Origin of the sequence: uncultured Rikenella sp., assembly GCF_947628055.1 — a bacterium.
In the GTDB taxonomy this organism is placed as follows: domain Bacteria; phylum Bacteroidota; class Bacteroidia; order Bacteroidales; family Rikenellaceae; genus Rikenella.
Genome location: NZ_CANQYJ010000013.1, coordinates 20117 through 34648 on the forward strand (window position 1 = coordinate 20117; position 14532 = coordinate 34648).

Consider the following 14532-nt stretch of genomic DNA (forward strand, 5'->3'; position numbering starts at 1 on the left):
ATTACTTATTGTACTTTTCCCTCTCCTTCGCGTTCGGTTCTGCGCCGGGAGGCCGCTCGGCACGCGAACCGGGCCTGCCGGTCACCGATCTTTTCAGGGCAGAGGCCTATACCGGCGCAAGACGAAAAAAAATCGGGGCAAAGGATGGCTCGATAAAGTATGGAATCTCCCCATTTTCTATGGTTCTTTTCCGATGTCCGTCCGGTCTTTCCGTTACTTCAATCCTTATGCCGAACCGGGAAGGACGATGAAAAATCCGTACATTTGTTTTTCCGGAACCACCGAATCAACCGTTGATGACATGGAAAACTGCACCGAAATCTTTGAACGCGCCCGGGCCGCTTCCCGCAGGATAGCCCTGCTGGATACCGCCGCGACCGACCACATCCTGCGCGCCGTGGCTGACGCCATCGGCCTGCATGCAGACCGCCTTCTGGCGGCCAATGCTTCGGATCTGGCGCGGATGACCCCGGATGATCCCCGTTACGATCGACTGAAATTAACGCCGCAGCGGCTGCAGGATATTGCGCAGGACATGCGCAACGTCGCCTCGCTGCCTTCGCCGCTGGGGCTGACGCTCGACGAAACGGTGCGGCCCAACGGGCTGTCGATCACCAAAGTGTCGGTTCCTTTCGGGGTGATCGGGATCATTTACGAAGCACGGCCGAACGTGGGGTTCGACTGTTTCTCGCTTTGTTTCAAATCGGGCAGCGCGGTGATCCTCAAAGGCGGAACGGATGCCCTGCATTCCAACACGGCGATCGCGGCACTGATCCGAACGGTGCTGGAAACCGAGGGTGTCGACCCGGACGCGGTGCAACTGCTGCCGGCGGATCACGCGGCGACGGCGGAAATGCTGAAAGCGACAGACTATATCGACCTGGTCATTCCGCGCGGGAGCCAGCGGCTCATCCGTTTTGTGCGGGAGAACGCCAAAGTGCCGGTGATCGAGACGGGGGCGGGAATTTGCCATACCTATTTCGACCGGGCGGGGGACAAGGTCAAAGGGGCGGCGATCGTGAACAATGCCAAGACCCGGCGGGTGAGCGTCTGCAACGCACTGGACTGCCTGCTGATACACCGCGAGCGGCTGGCGGACTTGCCGCTGGTGTGCAGCAGACTGGCGGACAGCAAGGTAATCCTCTATGCCGACACGGAGGCTTACGAAGCGCTTCGGGGCCGCTATCCGGCTCCGCTGCTGCAAGAGGCGACAGAAGAGTCGTTCGGCACGGAATTCCTCTCCTATAAAATGGCCATCCGCACCGTGGGCTCGTTGGACGAGGCGGTGGAACATATCGCCCGTTACAGCTCGAAGCACAGCGAGGCGATCGTGAGCGAAGACAAGGCGGCCTGCGAGGAGTTTTTCAAACGGGTGGATGCAGCGTGCGTCTATTGCAACGCCTCGACGGCATTCACGGACGGAGCGCAGTTCGGCCTGGGGGCCGAGATCGGGATCAGCACTCAGAAGCTGCACGCGCGGGGGCCGATGGCGCTGCGGGAACTGACGAGTTACAAATACCTTGTCCGGGGGAACGGACAGATCAGAAGCTAAACGGATATGAAAAAGAAACTGACTTACACGCCCGGCGGAGTGTGCAGCCGCCAAATCGAGGTGGAGGTGGAGGACGGGATCGTCCGATCGGTGGAGTTCACGGGAGGGTGCCACGGGAATACGCAGGGTCTCTCGGCTTTGGTGACGGGGATGCGGGCGGAGACGGTGATCGAGCGTCTGAAAGGGATCGACTGCAAAGGAAAGGGCACTTCGTGCCCGGATCAACTGGCCCGGGCGCTGGAACAGGCTGTCGAATAACGGGGCGGCAAAGCGGACGACAACGATACGGATTTCCGTTGGCATTCGCCGAGCCGAGCGATTAAAGCGGATAAATATATGCAGAACATGAAAGCGGTTAAGATCGGCGGCAACGTCGTCGACAACCCTGAAAAATTGCAGCGGTTTCTGCGCGACTTCGCCAGCCTCGAGGGGCCGAAAGTGCTGATCCACGGGGGAGGGAAGGTGGCCACCGCCATTTCCGAGGGCCTCGGGATCGAGACGCAGATGATCGGCGGGCGGCGTGTGACCGACGCCGAGACCTTGCGGATCGTGACGATGGTCTATGCGGGCCTGATCAATAAGAATATCGTAGCCGCTTTGCAGAGCGAGGGGTGTAACGCGCTGGGGCTGTGCGGGGCGGACGGCGGATTGATCCGGTCGAAAAAACGGGCGGCGACGCCGGTCGATTACGGATTCGTGGGCGATCCGGCCGATTTCGACCTTGATACCGCCACGGCACTGATCGACGGGGGATTGGTGCCCGTCGTGGCTCCGATTACGTATGATCCGGAAAACGGGACACTGCTCAACACCAATGCCGATACCGTGGCGCAAACGGTGGCGGTGGGGCTGGCGCAGAAGTATCCGGTGGAGCTGGTCTACTGTTTTGAAAAACGGGGGGTGCTGAGGGATGTCGATGACGACAATTCGGTGATCCCCCATATCGACCGGGCACTGTATGAGCGGCTGAAAGCCGACGGAGTCGTGGCAGACGGGATGCTGCCGAAGCTCGAGAACGCGTTCAAGGCGATCGATGCAGGGGTGAAAAATGTGGTGATCTGCGCGGCGGAATACCTGACCCTGCCGGGTTACGGCGGCACTACGCTCGGTAAATAATCTTCGGGAACAGGATGGAGTTTCGCGTTATTTCCTTCGACGAAGTGACTTCGACCAACGATGTGGCGATGCACGATGCGGCTGCCTACCGTCACGGCTGCATATTGACCGCACAGCGGCAGACTGCGGGGCGGGGGCAGCGGGGAAACCGCTGGAGCAGTGCGGCAGGGGAGAACCTGACCTTTTCGATAGTTCTGGAACCGGTGCTCTTGGTCGAGCACCAGTTCCGGATCAGCGAGATGGCGTCGCTGGCTGCCAGCGACGCCATCCGTTCCGTGACCGACGGTGCTGTAGCGTGCTGCGTGAAATGGCCGAATGACCTTTATGTCGGGAATCGGAAAATAGGCGGGATATTGATCGAGCATTCCCTGCACAGCGAATGGCTGAGCCGTTCGGTGATCGGGATCGGGATCAATGTGCGGCAGCGGGATTTCGACCCGGCGCTGCCCAATCCCACTTCTATCGCAAACGAGCTGCCTGCCGATGCCCCACTGCCTGCGCCGGAGGAGGTGTTGGCGGCTTTTTGCACGGCATTTGACGCCCGCTATGCTCAGGATGAAAAGGCCTTGCATGCCGATTTTATGGCCCGCCTGTGGCGGGGCGATCCGGCTCGGGCTTATTCGTACCGGGATGCGGTTTCCGGCGAAGTTTTCGAGGCTTCGATTGCCGGGATCGACCGGCACACCGGCGAACTGACTTTGCGGATCGAAGACGGCAGCGGCGAAATGCGCCGCTACTGGTTCAAGGAGGTGGAGCCGGTTTTCTGACCCGGTTTCGACCCGAACCGAAATATGAAAAGGCCTGTCCCGATGCGTCTGAATGGGCGACAGGGGTGTGACTGTCGGGAAACCGGACGGGCGGCGGGAAATGGATTCCCCGCCGCCCGTATTCATACCGAAAGCTGCCGTCAGAATGTGCCGGAAGTCAGCCGTGCCGCTTCCTGAACACTAATGCGCTGCGTGCCCTGCATCGCCACCACGAAGGCATCCCGATACCGGGCATTCGTCCGCAGCCGTTTGCATGCCGCCTGTGCCTCCGCATAAGTCGGATAGCCTCCATAGTAGTAAGCATATCTCCCGTCCGACCGCTGCAGCATCCGGACACCCGTCAGTTCCGAAAACGCGCTTTCGTTCGGCCGCGTGGTCACCGCCAGCTGCACCCGGTACACGATCCGAAATGCCGCCGCAGCACTCTGTCCCGGAGCCTTATAGTTGTCCGTCGCCGGCGCATCGCCCGGCCCTTTCACATAGCCCTCCTCTTCGATCCGCCGGTCTACTAACGAGTCCACGAACCGTTTGAACGGTCTGCCGCTGGAATAGACCTCCGGAATAGTCTGCGGTTTGGGCATCGCTTCCAGTTTCCGGTCGATCACTGCAATCTGATCGGCCAGTATATCCAGCTCTTTCGTGATCTTCCGCGCCCGCGATCCCCGCGCCGTCTTGAGTTCCGCCCCCAGCAGGTCCACCTGTTCCTGGAGTTCCGCTCTCCGGCTCGTCAGGTTGCAGATCATCTGCTCCGCCGGGCTGAGCCGCGAGCGCGGCGCTCCCCGCACAATCGTGGCATTCGGATCGACCCATCCGCCGTCCCATTTCGCTGCGGCACCGGTTCCGGCCTGTTGGTAACTCAACTCTTCGGCCCGTTGTTTTGCCGCCTTGCGGCTCTTCGCCGAAGCTTTTTCGTCCGCCGGGCCGGCAAGCAGGAGAACCGCCAGCAGCAAAGGCAGCGAGAATGATTTTATGACAAATTTCGACATGGCGTAGTCAATTGGACAGTAACAAATGTAGTTATTTTCGGAATTACTGACAAAACGGGTGCCGGAAATTACTATTCTCCGATCGTGTCGAGGATAATCCGGGTAGCCCCCGTCCTGCTGCGGACATACGATTCCGCCGCGGCGCCCCTGCCCGCGAAGCCTGCCGCATCGGACGACCAGTCGTCCACCGTCCGAAGCAGTTCCGCCGCATCCGAGACCGAAACCGCCGCGCCCCGTTCCACCAGCTCCACCGCTTCGGCGAAAGCCCGGTATTTCGGCCCGAAGATCACCGGCAGCCCCCACGTCGCCGCCTCCAACGTATTGTGTATGCCGCGCCCGAAGCCGCCTCCGATATAAGCGATCTGCCCATAGCGGTACACCCCCGACAGGATTCCGATCGTGTCGATCACCAACAATGTCGCGTCCCGCCATTCCGCCTCGGGGCAAGAGGTGTCGGCAAGGTGCGTATACCTCACCCCTTTCCTGCCGCTGCCGGCGATGAGGTTGTCGATCCGCGCCGAATCCAGTTCGTGCGGCGCCACGATGAATTTCATCTCCGGTCGCACGCGCATCAGCTCCAGCAGTATCTCCTCGTCCGGCGGCCAGGTGCTCCCGCAGACCATCACCGGCGCCGAAGCGTTCCGCACAAAATCCGCTACCGCCGGCAGCTCCGGCGCGTTTCCGGCCAAAGTGGCCACCCGGTCGAACCGCGTGTCTCCGCTGACCGTCACCCGCTCCGCCCCGAAGCCGATGGTCGCCAGCAACTCTTTTGACGTCTCGTTCTGCACGAAGAAGTGATCCAGCAGCCCCAATGTCCGCCGCATGAACCGCCCGACGGCCGACCGTTTGAAGAAGACCGTGTCCGGTCTGAAAATCGCCGACACCACGTAGCTTTTCGCCCCGAACCGCCGCAAGGCGGAGAGGTAATTGTACCAGTATTCGTATTTGACGAAGATCGCCGTCTGCGGCCGTACCGCCGCCACAAACCGCCGGGCATTCTCCGGGGTATCCGCCGGCAGATAGTAGACCGCATCGGCCTGCGGATAGTTTTTCCGTATCTCGTACCCCGACGGCGAGAAGAAGGTCAGCACGATCCGCCGGTAACGAGGCGTCCCGACCGGATGCCGCCGGCGAAGTTCTTCGATCAGCGGCCGCCCTTGTTCAAATTCGCCGAGCGAAGCACAGTGCACCCAAATCGTTCCCCGTCCCGCGTCGGCCATCTTTTCCTCTTTCTCGATACGGTTCAGCAATCCCTTGCGCCCCCGGTAAAGCAGCCGGGCTTTCCGGTTGAACAAGGCCCCCACTCCGATGCCCAGGCTGAAGGCGCGTATGGAACAGTCATAAAAGAAGCTCATCCCTCGCTCTATATTGCAGCGGTTACTTGAATATCGACGTAATCATCGCCCCCATCGAAACCGTGCTGGTGGCCAAACTCATGATCTCGGCGGCGCTCATGCCCGATCCTTTGGGCGGTTTGGAGGGCACCACGATCTCGCACCCCGGCTCGATCTTGGGCCATCGCCCGCCCCGTTTCGCATCCGGCAGGCCGTTGGCGTAGATCACGAACGGCCGTTTCTTGGCCCGTGCCGCATATCCCCCGCCCCGGGCGATATAGTTTTTAATTTTCTGTCCTTTAATATAGGTAACCGTACAAGGGTAAAGCACCGCCCCGCTGATGGTCACCGTGTTGTTGAATTTCGGGACGACCAGTATGTCGCCCTCTTCCAGCACTAAGTTGTCCAGGCTCGAAGGGTCTTTGAGCGCTGCCGTCAGGTCGATGGCGATGGGATAATAATCCCCTACTCTTTTCCTTTTCATAACGATCGTGTCGCCCGTGGCCGCCTTGCCGCGTTCCGAAAGGTCGGCCAGCGTCTCCTGCCGGGCCACCTGTTTTTCGGTCAGCTGCCGTTTGAGGTAAGCGCCTTTGATATAGGCTTCCGAAGTCAGCCCCCCCGCTTTGGCCACTAAGTCGCTCAGGCGGTCGTTATTGGTCGAAAGCACGTATTCGCCGTCGAACAGAAATTCCCCCTCGGCAAAAACGCTGTTCTGCTCGCTGTATCCCGGCGACCGGCGGATATAGATTTCGTCGAACGGCTGCAATGTGAACGAAGCGGTTTCGGACGAAAGTCCCAGATCGGCCGGAATATTGAACTGGAAAAGTTCGGCGATCCGATCCGACGGTTCCGTCGAGTTCGGGTTCTTGATCCGCCGGGCCACCTCGATCCGGGCCAGCGATGCCGATTCTTTCAGCCCGTTGGCCATGACGATCGCGTCCTCGATGGTCATCCCGCTCCGGAAGAGCAGCGTCTGCGGCGTATTGACCTCCCCTTTGACTTCGACCGTATAGCCCTCTTTCAACGAGTTGACCGACGGAATGCGCACCAAGTCTTCCGGCCTCAGCCGCACATCCGCCGCCGTTCCGTTCAGCAGCTCCTGCAAATCGACCGACAGCACCGAGAATGTGTAGTCGTCATTGAGCCGCACGATCTGCGTCCGGCTCATCAACGCATCCCCGCGGATTCCCTCGGCTTTCTTTATCAATTCTTTGAGCGTCGTCAGACTGTCGTTCAGCTCATAATCGCCCGGCCGCCACACAGCCCCCTCCACCGTCACCCGGTTGGCATACTGCCGGATCACTTCGCCCACGGCCACGCTGTCGCCGTCGGCCATAGCGAACTCCGCAAACTCCTCGGCCGGCACGCTGTGCACGCTCATCATGCGGCCCGACTTCCGGTTGACGGTGATATTGTCCTTGTAAGCCTCCCCCATGAAGCCGCCCGCGTATCCCAGCAAGTCGTCCGCCGTCTCCCCCTTTTTCAGTTCATAGATACGAGGCCGCTTCACCTTCCCCGTCACCTTAATTAGATTGTCGTACGGCTGCACGATAATCATGTCGTTGTCCTGCAGCCCGACGTTCACCTCCTGCTTCCCGCCGATGAGGTATTCGTAGACGTCCAAGTCCGCCACCTGCTTGCCCCCGCGGATCAGCCGGATGCTGCGCAGCGATCCGATGTCGCTCACCCCGCCCGCCTCGTACAAGGCGTTGAACAGCGTGGCCAGCGACGGCAAGGTGTATGTTCCCGGCATCGAAGCCTCGCCGATGATATTCACCTTGATCGAACGGATATCGCCTAACGACAGTTTCAGATTGACCGTTCCGTCGTTCAGCCCCGACACGGCGGAGCCCAGTTTGTTCCGGATGCGGCTTTCCGCCGCTTCAACGGTCAGCCCCCCGACGTTGATCACCCCCGCGTCCGGTATGGTGATGAAGCCGTCCGGGCTGATCTGTACGTCGTAGCTGCCCTCCGCATTGCCCCACAGGTCGATGAACAGCCTGTCCCCCGCCGCCAAAACATAGTTGGCCGGCGTCGGAAGGTTATAAGTCGGTGCAAAGGTCAGGTTCCGGGCCGAAAAAATCTCCCGCCCGAACACGCTGTTGCGCAGAATGGAATCCTGTATGCGTTTCTCCTCGGCCTTGAGCCGCTGCGCCTCTGTCGGCGTCAGCTTGCCCGAAGCGTCTAACCGCGGGTCGGTGATTCCCGAGCCGGTGGTGCGGTTCTGTTCACCCAAAGTTGTAACGGTGCCGTCCGCGGTCTCGAAAATCTCGCCGGTTTCGGCGTCCACGAGATTCCCGTCTTTATCCCGCACGGTGCGTTTGCGGTAGTCGTTCTGCCGCTCCTGTTCGTACCGGTATTCGGGGCTTTGGGTGTCCCGTCCGTTGTTGCGCCGGTCGTATTCGAGGTTTTTCAGGTCGGTGTCTTTCCGGCTGCGATCCGCCGGTGTGGTTTTGGCCCCGCTTTTGACATGGCTGCCGCCTGTCGAAGAAGTCTTCTGAAGTTTTTCGACATCCAGCCCTTCCAATCCCTCCCGCAGGTCGGGATTATAGCCTGAGGCCTGTGCCTGACGGATCATTTCCGGCGTCGCATCCCGATTCTGGGCCGACAGGCCGTTCGCGGAAAAAAACAGAATGCCCGCCGTGAAAACGGAAACGGTCGATAACTTGAATCCCATAGGTGAAATACGCATTTTCGACAAAGGTAATATTTATTGCTATCTTTGAAGAATTAAAGACAACGGATTATGCTGCGTAAGATCATGATATGGGCTCTGTTCGCGTTGCCGGGATGCTTAGGCAGTGCGGCGGCGCAGAATACGGCTCTGAAATGGAATGCTTTATACTGGGTCGTCGGGGTGCCGAACATGTCGGTCGAGACCTGCTTGGGAGAAAAGTTCACTTTCAACGGGGATTTGGTCTATTCGCCGTGGGAGAGCGTCAAAGGGCGGCCGCTCCGGGGGTTGCAGGTGATTCCGGAGGTGCGCTTTTATCCTCGGGAGGCGTTCCGGGGATTCTATGTGGGCGGGTATGTTTCCTACGACTCGTACAAGGTGAGCAAGTGGGATCACCCGAAAAACGAGGTGCAGCACGGGATCGGAGTAGGGCTCGGCGTGACTTTGGGCTGGCAGATCGATATTGCGCGGCGGTGGGGTATGGATTTTTATGTCGGCGGGGGCTGGCACCACGGGTGGTATTACGGAGTGGACACTTCGACGGGGCAGCGGTATGCGCCGTGGAACGAGAGCGGCGAGTGGGTTCCGTACCAGGCAGGAGTGACGTTCGTCTACCGGTTGGGCATGGGGCGGGAATAGCTTCGGTGTTCTTCCTTTTCCCGGGGGCTTATTCTTGAATCCATGCCTGGGTAATCCCGGCGATGTACATTTTGTGCGCTCCGCCTTGCTGCGGCCCATACCACTGCCGGGCCAAAGCAGGATCGAGGAAACGGCCTGCTTCGATCCCGTCGGCGTACAGCACGCTGCATTCCAGTCCCAACCGGGTCTCTTCGTAAAAAATCCCTCCGGTTTCGGTGAAGACCGGATGCAGTCCTGTCTCTGCAATTTTATCGGTGTCGCGCCCGGATTTTGAACCGGTGACGGTATGCACGGCTTTGTGAGCCTCGCCTAAGAACGAAAGGCTGAACCGGCGGGTCTGTTCGATAAATTCAAATGTATAGCGTTCGGGCCGGACGAAGATCGTGGCGACGGGCCGGTTCCACAGGTATCCCACGCCGCCCCAGCTGGCGGTCATGGTATTGAAATGCCCGGGGGTGCCGGAGGTGACGAGCATCCATTCGTGTCCGATGAGTTCGATGAAGTTGTCCGTGATTCGGTTCGGTGCGATGGTTTTCATGGGTTTCGGAAATCGGCGGTATGAAAAAGGCACCCTATCCGAGAAAGATAAGATGCCAAACGGTAAAAGTATTGTGTTGACCCGCTAGGATTCGAACCCAGAAAGACAGAACCAGAATCTGTAGTGTTACCATTACACCACGGGTCAATCTAAACTCTTGTCTTCCCGTGAGAAGACGGTGCAAATTTAATGCGTCCTGACAAATTCCGCAAAAAATTCTTCAAAAATATGTTGACCCACCAAGATTCGAACTTGGAACGACAGAACCAAAATCTGCTGTGTTACCATTACACCATGGGTCAGAGCTGTTTTCGTCTTGCAAAATTAGTGATTTTCTCCCGATTCCCAAAATCTTCTTTTATCCTTTCGGTTAAGGCGATTGATAGTTATTGTACATACCCTGGTAGCGAAGTTAAAAAGAAGGCACCCCGAACCGGGTATCGGGAAAAAACCGGAGGGTTAAATCAGACCGCTTCGGCCACCACTTCGGCAATATCCACGACTCGAATTTTGTCATTTTCCGCCGCCCGTTGGAGCGACTTCTTGCACTGCGGACAACTCGTCACAATCGTCTCCGCCCCCGTAGCCGCCAGGTTCGCCACCACCGTCGCCCCGATCCGCGTTTGCGACGCAGTATCCAGCGTCAGGTTCGCCAGACTGCCCCCGCAGCAATGCACCCCGTCTTTTTCGTGAATCTCCGCATTCGCCAGCGTCGCCACATGCGACAGCACATACCTCGGCTCCGCATAAATTCCCCGCAGTTCGCAGGGATCATGATAGGCATACGACGCCTGCATGACCGACGTCTTGAGCCGCCCGCCCGCAATCAACTCCGCAATGTACTGCGTGTGGTGCAGCACACGTATCCCCATCGCATTCAGCTCCTTATACTCCTGCGTAAAACTCTTGTAGCAAATCGGGCACCCCGTTACGAGTGTCGTAATGCCGTGCCGACGGAACAACTCCGTATTATACCGTTCCATCCGTTCCGCCGCCAGCAGGTTCCCGCTCAGCCGCATCGGCCGCCCGCAGCACACCCCGCCATGCTTGTCCGCCCACCACACATCGACACCCGCTGCGGCAAAAATCTTCTCCATCGATCGTATCACCCTCGGCGTCAGTTGGGTCATACATCCAGCAAAAAAGCCCACCTTGCCCGTCCCCTCCGAACGATCCTCTGCCGAGGCCAGAAACTCATAGCGGGCCGCATTGTAGAGCGATGTCCGGCTGGCGAACGCCACCCGGCTGCTCAGGCGCAGCGTTCCCTGGTCGATCCCCACCGGACAAGCCTGGGCGCAGCGCCCGCACATCAGACAAGTGTCCGCCACCCGCTGTGTCAGATGTCCGTACCGTCGGTCGCGCAGGAAATAAGCCGCTTGTATATCATTGATATTCAAATCTGAAGCGATCGGGCACGGGTCGAGGCAGATCCCGCACCGCGAGCAGGCCTGCACCTGGAAATTGTCGAACGTACTCCCCTCGGGTTTCGATTTTACTTTGTAAGCCCGCAGAAAAATCAACGGCACTTCGGTGAAGATGTGCATGTACCGCGAGTAGGGCATGGCGACGAAAAAGAGGCCCAATGCGATCGAGTAGGCCCACCATGCCGGATATTCCATTGCGGACAATACGCCAGCCGGCAGCACTGAGGCCAGCATATCGCCGGTGCCGCCGGTGAAGAAGCTCCCGCTGTCGTACACTCCGCAGGTGACAGATTCGGCTAAGTAGCGCAGCGGAAAGATCAACCACAGCGAGGTCATGGCGATCCGGTCGAACGGTGTGTGCCGGGTGGTGCGCCGCATCCCCATCATCCGCGAATAGATGCGTTTGCCCCACGCCAGCGCGACGCCGCACAGCACGAAGATCAACAGGCTGTCCATCAACAGGGCGTAGTTGAAGTGCCTGATGTAAGAGGCGGGTTCGTGCGGAAAAAAGTAGCGGAAAAAAACATGCACGTGGGGCGGGTTCACTGGGTCATGGATGTAGGTCGAGGTTTCTAACTTCCCGACGACGATCAGCAAAAACCACCCCAAGGCCAAGCTCATGTGCATGAATCCGAGCATGGGGTTGGTCTTCCATATCTTCCGGTGAATAAGGCATTCGAGCACGATTTCTTTCAGTGCTTTGAGGCTCTTGGCGGAAAAAAGGTTGTGCCGCACGAGGGCTTTGTCTTCACCGGGCAGGCTGATAAACCATCGCACCCACTTATACAAAATGACGCTGAATAACCATACTACGCCGATGGTGAATGGGATAACGAAGGGATCGAAAAACCAGGGAGAACCGGCTTGCATATCTTTAAATTATTGGTTCGTTTTATTCACTGCCTTATGTTTGAGGGTACTGTTCTTTTTGTGAACAAAAAGAACCAAAAAAACTTTCTGAGATGCTTACGCATCTCTTGAGCCTGCCGGATACCCTTGTCTTTGATTCTCTTGGGGTGTGAGCAATAGCGGGCACTTAGGTAAATAACGCTTTATGCCCGCTATTGCCACGCCCCAAAGAAAACGCAATGCAAGAGGACTGCGGAGCCTAAGGAGTAGCGCAGCTATCTCAAAAGTCTTTTGGGTACCTTTTCTTCAGAAAAGGTACGGTTGCCTCCAACTAAAGCGGAGAATAAACGAACAATTATTATAACAGGTCACGTTTGATCCGAAGAGCCACCGTCGCCGCCTCGTTTACCGTTTCAGCAATCGTTTTCGGTCCCGTCGCCGTTCCCGCCAGGTAGACCCCCGGTATCGACGAGCGCACCGTTCCCGTGTACGGGTCGCGCGGCGCGAAAAAACCATTCGCCTGCCGAGGCAGCCCGAACGACCCGCAGCATTTCGGCGCCCGCATTCCCACCAGCAGCACCAGCATATCCACCGTCATCCGCAGCGGCCGCCCCACCAGCGTATCTTCGACCTTCAACTGAATCCGTTTGTCCTGCGTCTCGCCCGCCTCCGAGATGCGCCCCCGGATATAAGTGATTCCATGCTCCACCTGCGACCTCCGGTACAGCTCCTCGTAGCCATTCCCGAACGCACGCAAATCCATGTAGAAATTCGTCACCTGCACCCCCGGCAGCGCCTCCGTCAGCTCGATCGCCTGCTTGATCCCCGTGATGCAGCAGACCTTCGAGCAGTGGTTCTGCCCCACCTTTTCGTCCCGCGACCCCACACAGTGCAGAATCGCCACCCGTCGCGGCGCCTCGCCGCTGCGCATCGCCACCCGTCCCTCGCGAAACATCCGTTCGAGTTCCGCCGAGGTAATCACATTCTCGTACATCCCGTATCCGTACTCCTCCTTGAGCCGCGCATCGAACAAGTCGAATCCGGTCGCCACCACTGCCGCCCGCCCCTCGAACCGCCGCCCGTCCGCACCGATCGCCGAAACGCCCCGATCGATCGATTCCAATGCGGTGATCTCGCATCCCGTCGCCGTCTCGATCCCTTCGGCCGAGGCCATCAAAGGCGCAACCACCTCCCGCGCAGGCAGTTGTGTCGGGAACAGCCGATCCCATTGCGCTACATGTCCCCCGACCTCCGCCGACCGTTCGATAATAAGCGGCCGAAAACCCTCTTCGCGCAAAGCCGCGGCCGCCTGAAGCCCGGCGATTCCGCCGCCAATCACCAGTATCGTTTCCTGTGCCATATGAATGTTTTCGTTTATTCCCGATCCTTTTTTCGGCTCGCGCCCACCCCCCAAAGCCGCTGCGCGGCTTGGGCGCGGAGCCGATAGGTTTTTATTGGACTGATCAAGATTGCGTACCTATAATGCCGCCGGGTTGTATGCCGCCGCCGAAAGAGGCTGTCCGATGAATTTGCCGTTTTTCCCCAGATACTTCGCCGCCGGATCGTACTCTACGCCCAATTTGTCCAACAGCGGCTCGACCGGCACTTGGTGCATCTGCAATCCCAAGTCCCACGGGTCGATGCCCATCACCAGTCCGGCCATCTCTTCGTAAGTGAGCACGGGGATCGCATAATGGCTGCCGGTCATCGCATTGAGTGTGAATTGCCACCGATCCAAGAACATCGTACACCCCGGACAGTTCGCGACGATAAAGTCCGGATGGTACGGTGCCATCGACTCGAATTTCTTTTTTGAATTGGCTATAGAATATCCTCTGTTTGCCTGCACGAGATAATTCCTGAAGCCGAATCCGCAGCAGTGCCGCCGTTCAGGATAATCCACCGAGGTGCCGCCCCATGCTTCGACCATTCCGGCCAGCACATACGGAAATTCGGCGCCGCCGATCCCTTTCTTGGGGAAGACTTTGGCATAATGGCAGCCGATATGATCCACCACTTTGAGGGGCTCGCCGGTCGCGGCGTTCACCAATCGCCGCACGCCTTTCCCGGCAATGCGCTCCCGCACGTGGAACATCAGGTCGGAGGTGTGCACGAGTATCTTCGGTTTCCGAAACTCGCGTCCGGTGGCTTTGTACAGGTTCTCGCGGGCTTTGGCCTCGAGTTCGGGAAAGTGGTGCCACATGTCTAACACTTCGCTGTATATCCCGAACGAGGTGATGCACGAGGCAACGTAGTTCTCGTACCCGCATTCGGTCATCAGGGCGAATTGCCGGGCGACGATGGCCATCGTGGTCTCTAACGGCACGACGTCGGAATGGTATCCGATCCCGGTGCAGGTGGTATGCCGGGGGTCTTCGATAATGTCCATCCCGAGGTCGTTCCGCAAAATATCGAGAAAGGCTTTCTCGGAACCGGGGAAAAAGTTCTGCCGAATGCAACTCCGTGCATAGTAGTAGTGGTCGTCGGCTATCTCTTTGCTGTATTCCTGCCAATTGGCGTATCTATCCATATCATCGTTTTTATCCGTTCGTTTATTTCATTACCCTATGTTTGAGGGTACCGTTCTCTTTGTGAACAAAGAGAACCAGAAAAACTTTCTGAGATGCTAACGCATCTCTTGAGCCTGCCGGAT

The 14532-nt window shown here is 58.4% G+C and carries 12 protein-coding genes and 2 tRNA genes; 5 read left to right on the top strand and 9 right to left on the bottom strand.

Going from position 1 to position 14532, the window contains the following annotated elements; genetic code table 11:
• Positions 1-301: 301 nt before the first annotated feature.
• The 4 genes from Q0Z93_RS02385 to Q0Z93_RS02400 all read left to right on the top strand — a co-directional run bounded on the left by Q0Z93_RS02385 (position 302) and on the right by Q0Z93_RS02400 (position 3435).
• Positions 302-1552, top strand: a complete 1251-nt coding sequence (locus tag Q0Z93_RS02385) for a glutamate-5-semialdehyde dehydrogenase (RefSeq protein ID WP_298062202.1) — start codon at positions 302-304, stop codon at positions 1550-1552.
• Between the two features lie 6 nt (positions 1553-1558).
• Positions 1559-1810: a TIGR03905 family TSCPD domain-containing protein gene (locus Q0Z93_RS02390; RefSeq protein WP_298062204.1), complete on the top strand. Its 252-nt coding sequence runs from the start codon at positions 1559-1561 to the stop codon at positions 1808-1810.
• Between the two features lie 78 nt (positions 1811-1888).
• On the top strand, positions 1889-2668 hold the full coding sequence (argB, locus tag Q0Z93_RS02395) for an acetylglutamate kinase (protein WP_298062206.1): 780 nt from the start codon (positions 1889-1891) through the stop codon (positions 2666-2668).
• A 14-nt stretch (positions 2669-2682) separates the two neighbouring features.
• A complete protein-coding gene (locus Q0Z93_RS02400; protein WP_298062208.1) occupies positions 2683-3435 on the top strand; it encodes a biotin--[acetyl-CoA-carboxylase] ligase in 753 nt (250 codons plus the stop codon).
• A gap of 140 nt (positions 3436-3575) precedes the next feature.
• Here the strand turns inward: Q0Z93_RS02400 and Q0Z93_RS02405 are convergent, their stop codons facing one another.
• The 3 genes from Q0Z93_RS02405 to Q0Z93_RS02415 all read right to left on the bottom strand — a co-directional run bounded on the left by Q0Z93_RS02405 (position 3576) and on the right by Q0Z93_RS02415 (position 8432).
• Positions 3576-4421: an SPOR domain-containing protein gene (locus tag Q0Z93_RS02405; RefSeq protein WP_298062210.1), complete on the bottom strand. Its 846-nt coding sequence runs from the start codon at positions 4419-4421 to the stop codon at positions 3576-3578.
• Positions 4422-4492: 71 nt separating this feature from the next.
• Positions 4493-5776, bottom strand: a complete 1284-nt coding sequence (locus tag Q0Z93_RS02410) for a glycosyltransferase N-terminal domain-containing protein (protein WP_298062212.1) — start codon at positions 5774-5776, stop codon at positions 4493-4495.
• Between the two features lie 22 nt (positions 5777-5798).
• On the bottom strand, positions 5799-8432 hold the full coding sequence (locus Q0Z93_RS02415; RefSeq protein ID WP_298062213.1) for an SLBB domain-containing protein: 2634 nt from the start codon (positions 8430-8432) through the stop codon (positions 5799-5801).
• 69 nt (positions 8433-8501) lie between these two features.
• Here Q0Z93_RS02415 and Q0Z93_RS02420 point away from each other — a divergent pair, with 69 nt between their 5' ends.
• Positions 8502-9068 (top strand): DUF3575 domain-containing protein, encoded by a 567-nt coding sequence (locus Q0Z93_RS02420; protein WP_298062214.1) that lies wholly within the window; start codon positions 8502-8504, stop codon positions 9066-9068.
• A 28-nt stretch (positions 9069-9096) separates the two neighbouring features.
• Here the strand turns inward: Q0Z93_RS02420 and Q0Z93_RS02425 are convergent, their stop codons facing one another.
• The 6 genes from Q0Z93_RS02425 to Q0Z93_RS02450 form a co-directional block, all read right to left on the bottom strand.
• Positions 9097-9606: a flavin reductase family protein gene (locus tag Q0Z93_RS02425; RefSeq protein WP_298062216.1), complete on the bottom strand. Its 510-nt coding sequence runs from the start codon at positions 9604-9606 to the stop codon at positions 9097-9099.
• Between the two features lie 76 nt (positions 9607-9682).
• Positions 9683-9753 (bottom strand) — tRNA-Gln (locus Q0Z93_RS02430).
• Between the two features lie 84 nt (positions 9754-9837).
• Positions 9838-9908: transfer RNA gene (locus tag Q0Z93_RS02435), tRNA-Gln, on the bottom strand.
• A 162-nt stretch (positions 9909-10070) separates the two neighbouring features.
• A complete protein-coding gene (locus Q0Z93_RS02440) occupies positions 10071-11900 on the bottom strand; it encodes a (Fe-S)-binding protein (protein ID WP_298062218.1) in 1830 nt (609 codons plus the stop codon).
• 337 nt (positions 11901-12237) lie between these two features.
• Positions 12238-13239: an NAD(P)-binding protein gene (locus tag Q0Z93_RS02445; protein ID WP_298062220.1), complete on the bottom strand. Its 1002-nt coding sequence runs from the start codon at positions 13237-13239 to the stop codon at positions 12238-12240.
• Between the two features lie 117 nt (positions 13240-13356).
• Positions 13357-14409 (bottom strand): heterodisulfide reductase-related iron-sulfur binding cluster, encoded by a 1053-nt coding sequence (locus tag Q0Z93_RS02450; protein WP_298062222.1) that lies wholly within the window; start codon positions 14407-14409, stop codon positions 13357-13359.
• Positions 14410-14532: the final 123 nt, after the last annotated feature.

Excerpts from the sequence above, each read along its gene's own strand:
- Q0Z93_RS02385 (WP_298062202.1), top strand. The coding sequence starts at position 302 with ATGGAAAACTGCACCGAAATCTTTGAACGCGCCCGGGCCGCTTCCCGC.
- Q0Z93_RS02390 (WP_298062204.1), top strand. The coding sequence starts at position 1,559 with ATGAAAAAGAAACTGACTTACACGCCCGGCGGAGTGTGCAGCCGCCAA.
- argB (WP_298062206.1), top strand. The coding sequence starts at position 1,889 with ATGCAGAACATGAAAGCGGTTAAGATCGGCGGCAACGTCGTCGACAAC.
- Q0Z93_RS02400 (WP_298062208.1), top strand. The coding sequence starts at position 2,683 with ATGGAGTTTCGCGTTATTTCCTTCGACGAAGTGACTTCGACCAACGAT.
- Q0Z93_RS02405 (WP_298062210.1), bottom strand. The coding sequence starts at position 4,421 with ATGTCGAAATTTGTCATAAAATCATTCTCGCTGCCTTTGCTGCTGGCG.
- Q0Z93_RS02410 (WP_298062212.1), bottom strand. The coding sequence starts at position 5,776 with ATGAGCTTCTTTTATGACTGTTCCATACGCGCCTTCAGCCTGGGCATC.
- Q0Z93_RS02415 (WP_298062213.1), bottom strand. The coding sequence starts at position 8,432 with ATGGGATTCAAGTTATCGACCGTTTCCGTTTTCACGGCGGGCATTCTG.
- Q0Z93_RS02420 (WP_298062214.1), top strand. The coding sequence starts at position 8,502 with ATGCTGCGTAAGATCATGATATGGGCTCTGTTCGCGTTGCCGGGATGC.
- Q0Z93_RS02425 (WP_298062216.1), bottom strand. The coding sequence starts at position 9,606 with ATGAAAACCATCGCACCGAACCGAATCACGGACAACTTCATCGAACTC.
- Q0Z93_RS02440 (WP_298062218.1), bottom strand. The coding sequence starts at position 11,900 with ATGCAAGCCGGTTCTCCCTGGTTTTTCGATCCCTTCGTTATCCCATTC.
- Q0Z93_RS02445 (WP_298062220.1), bottom strand. The coding sequence starts at position 13,239 with ATGGCACAGGAAACGATACTGGTGATTGGCGGCGGAATCGCCGGGCTT.
- Q0Z93_RS02450 (WP_298062222.1), bottom strand. The coding sequence starts at position 14,409 with ATGGATAGATACGCCAATTGGCAGGAATACAGCAAAGAGATAGCCGAC.